Genomic DNA, 15,363 nt, shown 5'->3' with positions numbered 1-15,363 from the left:
AGGCGAGGCGGGCATGCCGGGGGCGCCCGTTCACCGCCCTACGGTATCGAGGGAGGTGGGGCGGCTCCGGGACGGATCACTTGCCGAGTTTCCGCCCGACGTACGCGATGCGCAGGGTGCGCTCCTCGTGGATCAGCCGGAAGTGCATCCGGCCCGGCGTCGGCAGGAAGTCGCAGTGCCAGTCGAACAGGTGGTTCTCGCCGTCGTCGTCGGTGAACCAGCACAGGCGCCGACGGGCCTCGAACTCGGTCCGCACGTAGGAACGCCACTGGGGCGAGATGGGCTGCCGGTCCGGGTCCCAGTCGCTGACCGCGTCCTGGAGCTCTCCGAGCCGCTCGCCCACCGGCCGCACCCACACCTCGGGGAGTTCGACGAAGTGCTGCTCAGCGAGCCGCGTGAACTGGAGGAGCGGGAAGAGCTCCGACTTCAGGCCCCACAGCTCGGTGCCGGACCTCAGGCCTTCGACGGCCTTCTGCCGTACGGTGTCCGCGCCGCGCCGGATCCACGACAGGTGGGTGGCCACGTGCTCCCGCCTGGCGGCGTGCTCCACCTCGACGTCGGTGAGGGCGGAGCCGCCGTCCTCGTCGTCGAGGAGTTCCTCCCGGACGAGGGTGAGCCGGTCGGCGTCCCAGCACGGCTCGATCAGCAGAGAGACGGCGAGGCCGCCGGTCAAGTGTGCTGATCCGAGCCCCTCGACCGTTTCCCCATCGTGCCGGTACTCAACGTCGGAGTAGGTCTCCCCCTCGGGGAAGGCTTCCCGGTGGGGCCACTTGGTCTGCATCTGGAGCAAGCGCACCCAGAGGTCCCTGGCACCCGGGGTGCCGATCCACTTGCCGATGGCGTGGCCCTGGGCCAGCTGTAACGCGTTGACGGGCTCCCGGGAGAAGAGCCGGGTCCCCGCCCGGTCCTCCCTAGCCACCGCGAGCACGGCCCTGACCATCTCGGTCATGGCGCGGTTGACCCGCTCCGGATCGGCCGTCGTCTCACAGGACTTCTCGTTCAGGAACAGCTGCGGCACGTCTCCCCCTCCGCGATGGTGTGCGCCTTGCCCCGCCCTCCCCAGGCGGGTACGTCAGCCGATGAGCTGGTCGAGCGTGTTCTCCAGCTCGTCGAAGAACCCGGTGGGCCATTGGTCGAGCATGCCGTCCGCGTCAATCCTCGGGCTGACGACCTCCACGCCGGTGCCGTCGCCGCGGAAGTAGTGGAATATCGCCTGTCCTGGGGTAATCCGCCCCTGCTTGACGGCGAGCCGCACGCCGTTGATGACGTGGTCGCTGTGCGTCTCCATGATCACCTGCGCGCCCTGTGCGGCGGCGGCCGCGGCGAGCGCCGCCATCTGCGTCTGGCCGTGCGGGTGGAGGTGCGCCTCCGGGTTCTCCAGGAGGATCATGGAGCCGGGGCGGGCGGTGAGGCAGGCCACCACGATCGGCAGGACGTAGGTGAGGCCGAAGCCGACGTTGCTGGGCCGTCGGCGCCGGGTGGGGCCGAGCGTGCCCTGGAACCCGTACGAGAGGCGTACGGCGTCGGCGCCCTTGATGGGGTCCGCCTGGATGTCCACCCCGGGGCACAGGTCGCCCATCCAGGCGGCGGCCTGGTCGCGCAGGAGGTCGGACTCGACGTCCCGATGGTGCAGGGGGCCCGCCGGGACCTGGTCCCGGGCGTGGTGGCGGAGGAAGTTGACGGTGTGCTCACCGCGTACGCCGAGGAAGCCCCGGCCGATGGCCGCGTGATGGTCGCGCGGGTAGAACTCGGCGGGCGAGATCCGGTCAGCGTGCAGGTACTGGAAGGGGGCGGTGAGGAACGACGGGGCCACGGCCTCGGGCCCGGTGGGCGCGGCGGACCCCTCCGAGGTGAACGGCAGGTCCACGTCGAGCAGCGGCAGCAGGTTCTGCTCGGGTTCGTACTCGACGGTCCAGCCGTAGTGGTACGGCCCCTCGTCGACGGCGAGGCCGATCCGGGCCTCGTCCTCCGCAAAGTCCTCGTGCAGGACGTCCTCTCCGGTGCCGAGGCCGACGAGTTCGCCGTTGAGCAGGAAGCCCTGGTTGGCGACGCTGACCGTCATTCCATCCCGTCGTGCCTCGGGCAGGTACTCGGCAACGGCCAGGTCGCCCGCCTCGTATGACTGGCGCAGCAGTGCGAGGGACTGGAGGACGCTGCTCTTGCCGGACGAGTTGAGCCCGGTGAGGAGGGTGAGCGGGCCCAGCGGTAAGGACGCGTCGCGGAACGCCTTGAAGTTGTGCAGCGTCAGACGGTCGATCACTGTTCAGCCACCCCTCGGAACAGCCGTGCCACGTACTGGAATCTCGTGCGGATCTTCGCCGGGTCCCCGGTGCCGATGGAGATCGACCGGTCGAAGTCCCAGTCCTTCATCAGCTCGGCGAAACGGTCGAGCACGTTTTCCCGAGACGCTACCAGTCTGTCCCGCTCCTGATCGTCCAGCAGCGCAAGATGGACGGCAATCGTCTCGAAGAGGGCCTTGTTGATGGGCGAACGACCCGACCCACCACGCCACTTGCGGAAGGCCTGCTCACCGAACAGGTCCCTGGCGCACCGCATGGCCACCCGGAACTCCCGTGTCAGCTGCTCCCGCCGCTGCTCGGTGAGGTTGTTGACCCGGTACATCACGTCGGTGAGGAAGCGGTCGAAGTCCTTCTCGGTGTGCTCGGCCGGATTGGTCAGGCGGAAGGCGAGGAAGCGCAGCACCATCTCCCGGTCGGCCATCCGCTCGTTGGACACACTCCACAGCGTGGCCTCGCCGAATGACGGGTCCTCAGCGAGGTCCGCCAGGAACTCCCGGGCCGACCCCCGTACCAGCGCGTGCCGCAGCTCCTGCTGCGTCAGCCGCATACCGGTGGTGTTGATCCGGGAGAACACGTTGTGTTTGACGGCCTCCGGGGTGCCCGGCTGCATGATGTGGACGGTGAGCTGGGTCTCGCGCAGCCGGATCTTCAGCCGCCCGGTCAGGTCCTGGTACGTGTTGCCGTCCAATCTCCAGAGGTAGTCCATGCCCCGGAGGGTCAGCGGGCCCAGATCGGCGGTGACCTCGGGCGCCATGAACCGGGCGATGGCGGTGAGCCGCTGGACGCCGTCCACCACGGCCCACTTGTCCTCGTCGTCCTGGGCCATGTGGAAATTGGAGATCGGGATGCGCAGCAGCAGCGACTCGATCAGACGGCTCTGCGCACGGTCGCTCCAGATCCCGGCCCGGCGCTGGAAGTCCGGGGCGAGGTCGATCATGCCCTCCCGCAGCCGGGACAGCAGCAGGTCCACGGTGGTGGTCTCCGTATGGATCTTGATGCTGTCGGGCGGGAACGGGGCGGAGATGCCGTCGGCGTCGCTGTAGGCCTCGTCCTCCTCGTCAGAGGGGAGCTCCAGCTCGACGCCGGTCGGCCGGCCGTCGGACCCGATTTCGAGGGGCGGCCCCAGCGGCAGGAAGAGCGCGTCCTGCTCGCCGTCGACGTCCTCCGGCACGGCGTACCCCCGGGGCCCTGACGGCTGGCTCCGTCCGGCGCTCCGGTCGCCGCCGCTGTCCTCCAGGTCCGCCATACTTTCCGCTGCCCTCCGCCGCCCGATGCCGTGCCCGGCAAGCCTATAGACGGCGTCGTGGCCTGTCAGCGAGCCGACCGGGTCTGGCGGCGCCGTCAGCGTCGTAGATCCAGCTCGGCGACGACGGTCTTGCCGACGGGACGCGGTCGAGGATGTCCCACCGGTCAGCGAGTGCCTCCATGAGGAGCATGCCCCGGCCGGTCTCCGCGAGCGGCCAGGAGCGCCGGGGCCGGGAGGTCGGAGTTCGCCCCGGGTGTCGGAGACCGCAGGGGCCGGCCGAGGAGCTTGAGGGCGACCTCGAAGTCCCGGCCGGGGACGCGGCGTGCGTGACGGCGTTGGTGGCGAGTCCGGCGACGAGCAGGGCGGCGGTGTCGGACGCCTCGCTGCTGTGCGGCATGCCCAGACGTCGAGCTGGTGCAGCGCGAGCCAGCGGGCGAGGGGCGCTGCGGGGGGTACAGCTGAACCAGATGGTGAACACACGTACGGTGAAGGGCGCTTGGCGGATTGCTGTGATGGACGGAGTTACCATATGCCCAACATGACGCCGGATCGGACGGATTCACCAGGGTCACCTCGCGTACACTGAGTCACAATACGCACACATTCGGTGGACAGCGTGCATCACAATGCGTGACGATGGCCGAGGTCAGAAGCGTTACGGCGGGCGGGTGGCGCAGAACCGGGGGTGTCGGACAGTCTGCGCACCTTCGGCGCGGTCGTCCAGGCCCTACGGGAGCACGCGGGCCTGAGCCGTGAGGAGTTCGGCGCCCTGGTCGGCTTCTCGGAGCACAGGGTCGCCTCGGTCGAGCAGGGCCGCCGGATGCCGGACCGCGACTTTGTGGAGCGCGCGGAGGTGCCGCTCGGCAACACGGGAGCGCTGCGAAGGGCCGCGCCGCATCTGTCGCGACAGGCGGGCTTGGCGAGCTGGTTCCGGCAGTGGGCTCGCCTGGAGACGCAAGCGGTGACCTTGTGGACCTACGAGTGCCGAGTGATTCCGGCGTTGCTCCAGACCGAGCGATACGCGCGAGCCGTGACAGAAAGCGTGCCCGCCGTGAAGGACGAGGAGCAGGTAACCGAGCGGGTTACGGCTCGCTTGGAGCGCCATCATCTGTTCGATCGCAAACCACCGATCGCGTTCAGCTTCATCGTTGAACAGGCGCTCATCGAGCGTGGTAAGGGCGGCCATGACGTGACGCGGGAGCAGCTCGACCATCTGCTGGAGCGGTCGTTGCAGTTCAACGTCGAGTTGCAGATCATGCCGCGATACCAGCCGGATCACGCGGGGTTCGACGGCCCGTTGAGGCTCCTCGAAGCGCAGGACAACAAGTGGTTCGGCTACGCGGAAGGACCGCGCGACGGCATGCTGATCTCAAGCCCGAAGGAGGTCAGCATCACACTCCAGCGGTATGCGAAACTGCGTTCACAGGCTTACCTCCGAGGACTCCAAAAGCCTGCAGAAGCAACTTCGAGCAGCGCTATGAGCAGCATCGACGAACGGGCTTGGTTCAAGAGCAGCTACAGCGGTTCCGACGGTGACGACTGCGTCGAGGTGGCGAAGGGCACGCACGCGATCCATGTTCGGGACTCCAAGGACCAGCGGAGCCCCTAACTCACCCTCTCCCCCACCGCGTGGACCGACTTCATCAAATACGCCGCCCAAGGCTGACCCTCACGTAGACAGCAGCGCCCCGCGTCGGACCCATCCGGCGCGGGGCGCTGACTTTCACTGAGCAGGCGGCGCCCACTGCCCCTTGGTCACGGCGTCCTGAAGGCGTGCGAAGAAGCACGCGTGCGCTGCGCGCATCTCCTTCTCCCGGTCGGCCTTGTAAAAGGGGGCGGTGTAGCCCTCGGGAGGCTCGAACCGCTCCTTCTTCTGGTAGGCGAGGAAATGCTCGTAGTGCTCCTTGGTCTGGCCGAAGCCGTACGTGTAACGGTCACCGGCGATCTTGCGTTCATTCGCGTCAAACCAAGTGACCGCGTCGAAGTCCTGCATGATCGGGAACCGGGACTTGTACATGGCCGCGAGCGCGTCTGCACTCACTCCGAGCCAAACAGCGACCAGGGCGTCGATCTCCACTAGCGCGGCCCTGCGCGCGCGCTCGCTCCGGAGCGGTGTTGCCCGTTCCCACGTTGGACCGACCGCGTGGAGAGGCTGCATATCCGGCCACTCCACTGCCCAGGGTTCGTAGCCGGGCCAAGCCGGCTCGTACAGCTGCTCCCACAACTCCGCGTAGGCAGACGTAAGGCAGTTCAGGCGCAGGGTACGCAACAAGAGGGCGGAGGCAAGCGGGTGGTCACCAATCGGAACGGGAAGCCGTCGGGCTTGTGCGACATCGAGGTGCCTGACACGCGTAGTACGTAGCAGATAGTCGACCGGGATACCGGACCAGAACCCCGCCGTAAGAGCAGTGGTCCGGGAGTCGCTCAACGCGGCACTTCGGATAGCGTGGATGTGCGCGGGCCCCGGGGGAGCAATCACCGTGTACAAGCTCCGCTCGGTATCCGGAGCAATGAACTCCCGCCACATCACTCGATAGAAATCCGTGTACGGTCTCCGCAGCCGCCGCAGGAGCTCCGCCTCCACCTGCTCCTCGGTGACGTCCGACGACGCCGTCCCGAACCGCCCGGCTGCGGCGCTCCGCGCTCGCGTCACCTCACGCTCGGACGCCTTGAGCTGCTCCAGCGTCCTGCCGTCGCTCCACACGTCCTGGGCGGCCCGGTACACCTCGGATTTGGCAACGTAGACGTATTCGGACTCGGGCACGGCGTCGTCCGCCAGAGTCATCGGGTTGAGGCCCAGGACCTCGCCGCCGCCCTGGCTCGGCTGCTTGAACATAGGGTTGGCCAGGCCGATCTGCGGGCCTTTGAGGATCACCTCGGACCAGTCGTCGGGCCGACGGACCACTCCCATGTCGTCCGGCGTGTTGTAGTCGATGAGGTCGGCCGCCTTGGCTCCGCTCTCGTCGTAACCACGTGCCATCTGCGGCTCGTACTCCGCGAGCCGCAGCGAGTAGTCCGCGAGCGCCTCGATCGCCTGCGCCTCCGCCGTACTCACGGGCGACAGCAGCCGGGCCTGGCGTACGGGCTGGGCCTCGTCGCCGGTGAGCTTTTGCCACCGGGCGAGCATCGCCTCGTCCACCCGGACGATCCTCTTGCGATGCGGTCGTTCGTCCCAGCTGTCGCCGTAGCGGACGCCTGGGTCGGGAGCGGTGCCGTCGTCGTCCGCCGACAGACGCAAGGCGTCCACGGAGAAGAGCCAGGACAGATGGTCGAAACCAATCTCCCCCGCCTGCCCATAGACGTGTACGCCAAAGTGGCTCGACCGGCCGACGGGCGGCGGGAAGAATCTGTTGCCCGCGTTCACGAAGTCGCCGTGAACGCGCAGCCTGGTGTAGGCGGCCTCGCGCAGCCGCCCTTCCTTGTCGCCGCTGAAATGCGAGTCCGGGTGGACCAGGCCCACGGAGCCGTTGTTCGCCATGTGCTGCCACGTCTGGCACATGAAGGCCCGGTACAGGTCGGGTTGAGTTCCCACGAGCAGGGGGTACACCGGGCCGGAACCCAGCATCTCGCCCATGCCGCTCGTCGACGCGAGCTCGGCGAGCAGGTACGCGTGGGCGCGCCGCGACTTCAGCAGTCGGTCACGCCGCCGCGTCCGTTCCGCTTTGGTCGGCCTCTCGGTGAGCATGAACCATGGTTCGTACTCAGCGAGAACCGGATTCTCCTCCCACCTTGGCCGCACCCAGGGCGGATTCCCCACCTGAAGGTCGAACCCGCCCCCCGGCCCCCGGAACACGTGCGCGAAGTGCAGCTCCCAGTGGAAGAAGCCGTGGCCGTCCTCCGCCTTTATGTCCTTCTCCGTCGTGCCGGCGATGTCCTCGACCGTGTTCAGCCACGGGTAGCGGAACGGCAGCAGCCGGGCCGGTTCCATGCCGAGGAAGCCCTCCAGGCGGTCCTCGACATCGGTGAGCAGTTCCAGCGCGTCGTCGGGGCTGAGGTCCTCGATGCCCGAGAGCAGCGAGTTCTCGGGCATGTCGACCTTACCGAGGACGCTCTCCAGGAAGTCCAGCCAGTCGCCGAGGCTCTGGAGCGGGACGGTCTTCCGCTCCTGCCGCCCGCCGCCGGTCCTGCGGGGCGAGGAGCTCCGCCTGGGCCTGGCCTCCGAGTCGGCGCCCGCGCCCAGTTCTTCCTGCTCGCCGTCCGGGTCGTCGAACAGTCCGGCCACCCGCCACAGCTGGTCGCCGGGAGCGGGGTCGGCCGACTCCACCGGTGCCACCGGGTATACGGGCGCCGCCAGATCCATTGGCTCCTCCGTGGCGACCGCCGCGCGCCCCCCGACCAGCAGCCCCGCCACCGACGACTCGTCGACGAGCGCGCCGCCCGTCCCGTACACCGAATCGGTGCCGTCGAGTTCGCCCACTTTGTCCAGCGGCCAGAACCACAGCGCACACCACGCGTCCATTACGGTCTTCAGCCGCCAGTACGGCGTACCGTGACGCGTCAGGTCGTCGAGGACCTTCTGCTTGTCCTCCGCCTCCGAGGACTGCTCCAGCCAGTCTGCGCCCCACACGTCGACGCGGCGCGACACCGCCCGCTCGGAGAGTTCGAGGCGGGTGGCGACCAGCGACCACAGGAACTCGGCGCGGCGGGCCACGCCCTGCAACCGGCCCAGCTCGGTCTTATCCGCCGCCTTGCGCCACCGGTCGTAGCGCTTGCGCCGTGCCTCGTCGGTCTCGTCGCCGCGCTCCTGGAACGGCTTCGGCCCCTTCGGCGCCTTCTGCACGCCCTTGCGCCACGTGCCCAGCGCCTTGGCCTCGTCCTCCGCGAGCTTCTTCGCCTCCGGCTCTCCCGCGACCGCGCCCCAGCCGATCGCGGGCAGCAGGAACTGGTGCACCGCGCCCTCGGGCAGCGGGCCGTCGCGGAACGGCAGGTCGGTCGGCGGCAGGGTGTTCTTCTTCGCCAGCCACCCACCGCCCGTCAGGACGTCGGCCTTGTAGACTTTGCGGCCCGCGCCAATGAGCGAGTTGCCGCGCCGCAGGTGCAGGCCGAACCAGGGGGCACGCATGCCCGGGTGCATGGCGTTGAGCCAGAGGGAGACCTCCGCCAGCTCCACCGCCGTGGCGTTGAGGTCGACCCCGTACGCGTTGTGCAGGGCGATGTACGCCTTGGCCTTCTGGAGCTCGATCTGCCGCAGCTCGGGGTCCACCCGGCGGCCCAGCTCGTGTTCGCGCCGCATCAGGTACTCGGCGGCCACCTGGTCGATGGCCTCGTTGAGGAACGCGCCCGAGCCTAGGGCCGGCTCGCAGATCTTCCACTCCAGGAGTTCCCTGGCCGGGGTGACGGTGTCGTGCTGGTCCAGCCGGTGCCTGAGGGCCAGTTCGACCGTGACCTCGGTGAGGGACTTCGGGGTGTAGTACGAGGCGGAGGTCTGGCGGTCACGGCCGGCCAGGCGGTAGACGAACGAACCCCTGGGATGGACCACCCGCTCCGGGCGGCCGGTCTCCTCGTTCGTCCGTTTGACGAAGACGTCGTCCTTGTAGTGCTGGGCGCGTGAGGCGGGGATCGTCCAGCTGCCGCCCGAAGGGTCGCCGCCCTTGGCGACCTCGTAAAGCTCCTCCTCCGCGATGGAGCCGGTGTAGGACATCAGGCCCTCATACACCGCGCCGAGCTGGTTGATGCCGAGCTGGGCGTACGAGATGAACCCGCCGCGCTCTCTGCCCTTGCCCTTGGTGAGCATCAGGCGGCGCAGCACCTTGTGCAGGGTCTCGTTGCGCAGCCGGGTGTCCAGGAACGGGCGGCGCTGCTCGCCCTCGCCGCCTCGGTACGCCGGGTTCTCGATCTGGTCGTCCGCGATGAGGCGGACCGCCTCCTTGGTGAACAGCTCTGAGTACAGGGCCTCGAAGCGCAGGCCCGCGCTCGTGCTGCGGGCGGCGGCACGGCGGGCGCGGTCGGCCTCGCGGACGCGGTCGGTGTGCTCGGCCCGGCTGATCGCGCCGGTGGCGAGCAGCCCGTCCGCCTCCCTCTCCGCCTCGGCGGCATCGCGGGCGGCGGCCTCGGCGGCTAGGTCCTCGGGCTCGGTGCCGTAGCGGCGGTGGCCGTTCTCGACCTTCTCGAAGAGCAGGTCCAGCGACTCGGACAGGTGGAAGCCGCGCCGGGAGCGCTCGCCGACGAGGTCGCGCAGGACGAGGTCGCCTAGGCGCTGGAGGCCGTAGCCCTGCACGTACTCGGGGTAGTCGGAGGGCAGGATGCCGAGAGCAGGGCTGGCCTCCGCGTACAGGAGGAACAGGATCCGGTACAGGTAGCGCAGCGACTCGCGACTGAGCTCCTTGGCCAGGCGGGCCGGGTCGTCGAGGTCGGCCGGGGCGACGCCGTTCTCGGGATCGCTCAGGCGGTCCAGGACCGCGTTGGCGATCCACTCGACGCTCAGGCGCAGGCCTTCGCGCAGTTCGGTGGAGACGCCGACGGCGTGCTTGCCGGACTTGTCGAGGAAGCCGGCGAGCGGCGCGGTGCCGCCCTCGGCGGGGACGCGCAACGAGTCGGCGCCGAACAGCGCGGCCAGCGTGTCGAGTTCGCCGCCGTGGCGGTCGTCACGCCGGTTGAGGGCCGCGTCGAGGTCGGCGGCCAGGTAGCGGCCCTCGGGCCAGGCGAGGCGGTCGGCAAGGACGATGACGCCGCCGACGAGCAGGAGGACGTAGCGCGGGGGGGTGTCGCAGGCGAAGAGGAAATCGGCGAGGGCCTTGGCATCTTCGAGAGGAGTCGCTGACGCCTCCAGGTTCACGGGGTGGAGCAGGCGGCCGGCGCCGTCCGGGTCGAGAGCGGCGTCGGGCTGAGTGGTCCAGCCGCAGGAGACGGCGTACAGGCCGGGTTCGGCGTGGGCGGCCTGGAGGGTGTACTCGTGGTCGGCACGGTGGACGGTGACGGTCTGCTCATGGGCGGCGGTGTAGCCGAGGGCGTGCAGGGTGTCCAGGTGCAGTTCGGTGACCCGCTTCTGCCAGCCCTCGGGATCGGGTGCGTCGGGGTCGGCGACAGCTTCCGCATCCTTGGCGAGGGTGGCGCGGCCCGCGAAATAGGGGCCGTGCAGGGCGCGCAGTCCCTCGCGGGGGGTGCGGGCGCGCGGAGGCACGGAGTCGGGGCCGAGGCCCTGGCGCTTCGCCTCGGCGACGGCGTCGGCGTGCCGGCGGCGTTCCTGCTCCTCGAAGGCGGCCCAGCGGGCGAGGAGGCCGTCCTTGGCCTTGAGGTCCTTGGGGAGGACTTCGGCGAGGTAGTGGGCCGAGAGGTAGTCGCCGTGGTTGACCAGAGAGTCGTACGTCACGTCAGTTCTCCGCCTGGGCGTCGGACGGGTGGGCGTCGGATGCGAACGGCCTGTCCGAGGAGCCGGTGTCGTCATCGGCGCCGGTGGCGTCCGGGCCGCCGGGGCGGTCGAGGACGGCCAGGACTCGGAGCAACGGGCGGCCGGTGGTGTGCAGCTGGTCGAGCAGCCGGGCCAGTTCGTCGGCGGTCTCCTCGACGAGGCGTTCGCGGCGGCCCGTGATGCCAGGCAGCAGGGAGTCGGTACGCCACTGGGCGACATGGTCGCGGTAGGTGGCGAGGGGCTTGCTGATCTGCTCCTCCCACTGGACCCTTTCCGCATCCAAGTGGTGGCGGGCCGCGGCGACCGCGTCCGGGACGAGGGCCTGGAGCCGGTCCAGGTCACGCGGCCCGCCGGTGCGGGCGAGCCTCGGGCCGACCTTCGCGTCGCGCAGCGCGTCCGCCATGGGGCGCATGGCGAGCGGCCCGGCACCGTCGGCGCCGAGCCCGGTCACGGCCATCCAGCGCACCACGGTGGGGCGGCCGAGGGCGTTGGAGTGGATGCCCTGGACGAGGAACACCGGTCCGTCGACGTGAGGTGTGGTGATGACCGGGGCCTCCTGCCGGCCGAACTCCACGAGGACCTTGTCCGTCAGCCACTCCACCACCGGGTGGATGTCGGTGAGGAAGGAGACCTCCGGCCACATGGTGGTGCTGCTGTCCCTGGCTTCGGTGAGCTTCCGCTGCGCGAGGGTGCGGTCGAAGGTGACCAGCATCCGCTCGGCGACGCGCTGCTCCTTCAGGTAGGAGGGCGGCAGGGCCTTGAGGCGGTGGAGCAGGTCCGGGGCCTTGGCCGGGGAGAGCGAGAAGTACGCACCGCCCTTGGCGTCGGTGCCGGACGACAGGCCGATCAGGTCCTCGGCGCGCTCCTCGTAGACCTCGTCGAGGGCGGTGGCGACGAAGTCGGCCGTGGCGCCCTCGAAGAGGGAAATCAGCTCGGCGCGTGCTGGCAGCTCCTGCTCGGTGACCGTGTCCACCTGGCCGAACAGGTCGGCGAGGGCGGTGTCGTCGGCCGGGGCGGACTCCAGGAAGTCCTCGACCGTGCCGCCCCGGACCAGTTCCCTGATGAGTCGGCGCTCCTCTTCCTCGGCCCGGTAGAAACCGGACACGGCCTCGGCCGTGCCGTCCAGTTTGTGCGCCTCCTCCTCCCGGCGGAGCAGCTTCTCGGCGACCGTGCGGTCGTCCTTGGCGCCGTGGACGGCTGAGGTCAGGACCAGCGCCCGGAACTGGGGCTCGTGCTTCTGCCCGTATCGGTCGATACGGCCGTTGCGCTGCTCGATGCGGATCAGCGACCACGGAATGTCGTAGTGGATCAGGTGGTGGCACTGGCGGTGCAGGTTGACGCCCTCGGAGGCTACGTCCCCGGTGAACAGCAGCCGGACCGGGGTGTCGGCGAGGCCGAACGCCTCCAGCACCTTGCCCTGCTCGTCGTCGCTGAGGCCGCCGTGCATTACGGCCACGGCTTTCGCCGTTCCATCGGCTCCGGCCGAGAAGCCCAGGCGGGGAGGGACGACTGCGGCCAGCCACTTGAGCGTGCGGACCCGTTCGGAGAAGACCACAGCCCGGGTGGTGGACCGGGGGCCCACACCGATCTCCTTCAACTGCTCGACGAGCGCGTCGAGTTTGGCGGAGTCGCCGGGTGCCGTGCCGTCGCCCATGCCCGCGATGATCTCCCGCAGCCGACCGAGGGCCTGCTGTTCCGGACCGATGGCCGGATCGGGCCTGAGTCCCTTCTCCTCCGCCCTGCGGACCCGCTCGCCCAGCGTGGCGATGCGGTTGTCGACCGTCTCGCCGAGGGCGACGTGGGAGGAGAGGAAGGTCTTGAGCAGGTTGTAGGCGAAAAGCTGCTCGGTGGCGACCGAGGTCCGGTCCTGGTCAGCCGTGCCGAACTCCGTACTCGTCGGCGGGGCGGGGAGCCAGTGCTCGGCCAGCTCGGTGAAGATCCGCTCCTCCGCCTCGGTGGCGGCGCAGTGGAGGGAGACAGTCGGGCCGCGGTCGGGCCACTCCGTGCCCATCTCGTCCCGCACCTCGGGGCTGATCTTGGTTCTTCTGATGTAGAGGTGTCCGAGGTCCTCCGCCGGGTCGTACTGCTCGGGATCGGCGATAGCGGCCGGGTCGAGGAGGGAGATCAGGTCGGCGAAGGAACGCTTGTCACCATTGTGCGGGGTCGCGCTGGCGAGCAGCAGGGCGTCCGTGCGCGGTGCGAGGATCTCGGCGAGGGCACGGCGCTGGCTGCCTGGGTTGATCAGGTTGTGGGACTCGTCGATGACGACGGCGTCCCAGCGGATGCGCTCCAGGTGGTGCCGGTACTGGCCGATGTTCTTGAGCGTGTCCACGGAGATGATCACGCGCTTGTAGTGCGTGAACGGGTTCCGGCCCGCCGGGATCTCCCGCTGGATACGCTGGATGCCGAGGGAGTCGAGCCGCACGAGAGGGATCGAGAAACGGGTCCACAGCTCATGCTGGAACTGCTCCAGGATGCTCTGCGGGGTCACGACCAGGATGCGCTCGCCGCGGCCGCGGCGGATGAGCTCCGCGAGAGTCAGGCCGATCTCCAGCGTCTTGCCGAGACCCACAACGTCGGCGATCAGCACCCGCGGGCGGAGGTTACGCATGGACAGGGCGAGCTCGGCAGGGCGCTGCTGGTAGACGAGCGGGTCCAGCAGGAAGCGGTCAGCGAGGGCGAGGCCCCGCTCCGACTGGGGCAGCGGCGTCTTGCGCAGGACGGCTTCGAGGAACAGGCGGCTGCGCCGGAAATACGAGGAGGTGTCGGGGACCAGGCGGGTCTTCTCCGGATCGAGCAGTTCTACCGTGTCGATCCCGCTGAAGAAGACGGCCTCCTCGTCCCGGACGAACTCGGAGACGCCGACAGCTTCGATTCTCTCCCCGTCGTGGTCGGTCGTGGTGGTGTTGCGGACCAGCCACTCCTCGTCCCGGATGAGGATCTGCGCCCCCGGCGGGAACCGAGTCCCGTCCTGCGTCGCCCCCTGGTCGGCCACCCTCGGTCCCTTCTCGTCTTCCCGTTCGTCGTGCGATCCTGCGACCGCAAGTCTGTCACGGAGGCGGAGGCGGCCGTACGTGCTTCGGCAAGCGAACCGGAGCAGCTCAGAAGCGTGCCTCGCGGGCATACGCGGCGCGGATCTGCTCGGCGATCCGCAGGGGTGCCGAGGGGCGGACGCCGGTGGCCCTGCCCCTTTGAGGCGGGTTTCCATCCTGCCCGGGGACGAGGTCCCGCGGGGCAGAGGGACCCCCGCTCCGGGATTCCCCGCCGGGTTCGTCGTCGACGGCGTGCTGCCCGGCCCCGGCCAGTACCGACGCGCCCGCCTGCTCATCGTCCTCCACCGCCGCCAAGTCGACGGCAGTGGGCGTGTAAGCGGGAACGCCGACTCCAGGCGCGGGCTCCAGGGCCGGTGCGGGGAGCTGCGGCACGACGATCTCGGGCGTCAGGTCGGTGAGGCGGCGCTTGGCCTGGAGGGCGGTCAGGCCCTGATCGCGGATGACGCGCACAAGCCGCTCGATGACCTCGGGCACACTCGGCCGGGTGCTGGGGTTCAGCGTGAGCATGTCCGTGATCAGGGGCTCGAGCTCAGGTGGCAGGTCCGTCAGGTCAGGGGGCGTCGCCGGGTCCTCGATCTTCAGAGCGATGGCCTGCCAGGTCGGACCCTCGTACGGGTAGTGCCCTGTCGCAGCGAACAGCAGCACTGCACCCAGCGCGTAGACGTCGGCCGACCGGTCCAGCTGGTGCTCGCCCCGGGCCTGCTCCGGCGGCATACACAGCACGCTGCCGACGACGAATCCGGTCGCCGTCAGGGCGGTGCGGCGCTCCGCGAGCACGGCGAGACCGAAGTCGATCACCTTGGGGCCGTACTGGGACAGCAGAATGTTCTGCGGCTTCAGGTCACGGTGGAGCAGCCCCGCATCGTGCACCGTGCCGAGGCCCTCCGCCAGCAGCGCCCCGAGGCTGGCGGTCTCGGCGAGCGGGAGAGGGCCGCTCCCGGCGACAAGGGTGCGCAGATCCGGTCCGGGGACGTACTCCACCGCGAGCCAAGGATGATCAGCATCTGCGTCGGCCCCCACGAAGGCCGCCACGAAGGGCCCGTACACAGTGCGCAGGCTCTCTACTTCGGACAGGAAGCGCACGCGGGTGTCCTCGTCGAGGACGGAGGGCTTGATGACCTTCACGGCAGCCTGATGGCCGGCCGCGGACTCACCGAGAAACACCTGCCCCATGCCGCCGGCCCCGATCCGGCAGACGAGGGCAAAGCCCCCGATCTCCTTCGGGTCCTCGTCCCTCAGTGGTTCCACGGTGCTTCGCCTCCCCCTTGTGGCCTGTGCGCGCCGCTCTGGACATGAGCCGCCCAGGAGCGGAATCAGTCTATGCAAGGCCCGGGCGCCCCCTGCGCCGCTTGTCCGGACCGACATTTGCACGACCTGAGCAGTGCGGCAGGGCGGTGATGTAGGCGGTGTACGGCA

Annotated in this window: 7 protein-coding genes and 1 pseudogene; 2 read left to right on the top strand and 6 right to left on the bottom strand. The window is 69.5% G+C overall.

What is annotated here, in order from left to right; genetic code table 11:
* Positions 1 to 76: 76 nt before the first annotated feature.
* Genes ACFZDL_RS26425 through ACFZDL_RS26415 form a run of 3 tightly spaced genes read right to left on the bottom strand, consistent with a single transcriptional unit; the run spans position 77 to position 3,546 of the window.
* On the bottom strand, positions 77 to 1,018 hold the full coding sequence (locus tag ACFZDL_RS26425) for a hypothetical protein (RefSeq protein WP_353592632.1): 942 nt from the start codon (positions 1,016 to 1,018) through the stop codon (positions 77 to 79).
* A gap of 54 nt (positions 1,019 to 1,072) precedes the next feature.
* A complete protein-coding gene (locus ACFZDL_RS26420) occupies positions 1,073 to 2,260 on the bottom strand; it encodes a DUF3696 domain-containing protein (protein WP_353592631.1) in 1,188 nt (395 codons plus the stop codon).
* Positions 2,257 to 3,546, bottom strand: a complete 1,290-nt coding sequence (locus ACFZDL_RS26415; protein WP_353592630.1) for a DUF262 domain-containing protein — start codon at positions 3,544 to 3,546, stop codon at positions 2,257 to 2,259. The genes ACFZDL_RS26420 and ACFZDL_RS26415 overlap by 4 nt, the downstream gene beginning before the upstream one ends.
* 685 nt (positions 3,547 to 4,231) lie before the next feature.
* Here ACFZDL_RS26415 and ACFZDL_RS26410 point away from each other — a divergent pair.
* Positions 4,232 to 5,027: pseudogene (locus ACFZDL_RS26410) on the top strand (helix-turn-helix domain-containing protein).
* Positions 5,024 to 5,155, top strand: coding sequence for a DUF397 domain-containing protein (locus ACFZDL_RS26405; RefSeq protein WP_353592629.1), 132 nt, complete (start codon positions 5,024 to 5,026; stop codon positions 5,153 to 5,155). Before ACFZDL_RS26410 ends, ACFZDL_RS26405 begins: the two are co-directional and overlap by 4 nt.
* Positions 5,156 to 5,269: 114 nt before the next feature.
* On the opposite strand, the gene ACFZDL_RS26400 is transcribed toward ACFZDL_RS26405, so the two are convergent.
* From ACFZDL_RS26400 to ACFZDL_RS26390, 3 genes are all read right to left on the bottom strand, one after another.
* The gene (locus ACFZDL_RS26400; protein WP_353592628.1) at positions 5,270 to 10,855 is read right to left on the bottom strand and encodes a hypothetical protein; all 5,586 of its coding nucleotides are present in this window, start codon (positions 10,853 to 10,855) and stop codon (positions 5,270 to 5,272) included.
* Position 10,856: 1 nt separating this feature from the next.
* On the bottom strand, positions 10,857 to 13,889 hold the full coding sequence (locus ACFZDL_RS26395; protein ID WP_353592627.1) for an SNF2-related protein: 3,033 nt from the start codon (positions 13,887 to 13,889) through the stop codon (positions 10,857 to 10,859).
* A gap of 106 nt (positions 13,890 to 13,995) precedes the next feature.
* Positions 13,996 to 15,195, bottom strand: coding sequence for a protein kinase (locus ACFZDL_RS26390; RefSeq protein ID WP_353592626.1), 1,200 nt, complete (start codon positions 15,193 to 15,195; stop codon positions 13,996 to 13,998).
* Positions 15,196 to 15,363: the final 168 nt, after the last annotated feature.

Origin of the sequence: Streptomyces sp. NPDC007917 (genome assembly GCF_042959105.1) — a bacterium.
GTDB lineage: Bacteria > Actinomycetota > Actinomycetes > Streptomycetales > Streptomycetaceae > Streptomyces.
Note: the sequence above shows the minus strand (reverse complement) of the source record. Positions and strands in the feature narration are given on the sequence as shown.

Excerpts from the sequence above, each read along its gene's own strand:
- ACFZDL_RS26405 (WP_353592629.1), top strand. The coding sequence starts at position 5,024 with ATGAGCAGCATCGACGAACGGGCTTGGTTCAAGAGCAGCTACAGCGGT.
- ACFZDL_RS26415 (WP_353592630.1), bottom strand. The coding sequence starts at position 3,546 with ATGGCGGACCTGGAGGACAGCGGCGGCGACCGGAGCGCCGGACGGAGC.